Raw genomic sequence first — 536 nt, forward strand, 5'->3', positions numbered from 1 at the left:
TTTCGATCAAGCGTTAGCGATGAAAGGTAAGGCTATCCACGCGAAAAGTTGCGAGAACTGTCATTCGGATGGTGGCAGTAACGCTCTGGATGAAGCTTCGATTTTAGCTGGTCAGCAGAAGGGCTATCTCGCCACTACGTTACAGCAGTTTAAGCAAGGCAAACGCTCCGTTGATAAAAAAATGGATGAGGCGTTCAAAGGGCTTAGTGCCGATGATTTAAACGCGCTCGTAGAATACTATGCGAGTTATCGCTAGCGCTGCTATGGGATGAACACCAATGCGTTTATGGCGTAAACCAAACAGAAAATGGATGCTCGGCATACCAATTGGTGGCTTATTGGCGTTTATCCTTGGTGGTGCGGCAATCAGTGTTTTTCACTTTGGTATGGATTACACCAATAGCAACGAGTTTTGTTACAGTTGCCATATTGGGATGGATACGATAGTTGAGGAGTACCAAGCATCCCCACACTTCAAAAATGCTCAGGGTGTGGTTGCCGCTACGTGCAGTGATTGCCATGTCCCTAGGGAGTTT

2 protein-coding genes are annotated in these 536 nt (G+C 46.6%); both read left to right on the plus strand.

What is annotated here, in order from left to right:
• Positions 1–256, plus strand: a 256-nt coding sequence (locus R7Q09_RS28010) for a c-type cytochrome (protein WP_318144189.1), incomplete at its 5' end; no start/stop codon positions are given.
• Positions 257–278: 22 nt separating this feature from the next.
• On the plus strand, positions 279–536 hold a 258-nt coding region (locus R7Q09_RS28015), incomplete at its 3' end, for a NapC/NirT family cytochrome c (protein WP_318144190.1).

This window comes from Vibrio sp. 2130-1, from assembly GCF_033339515.1.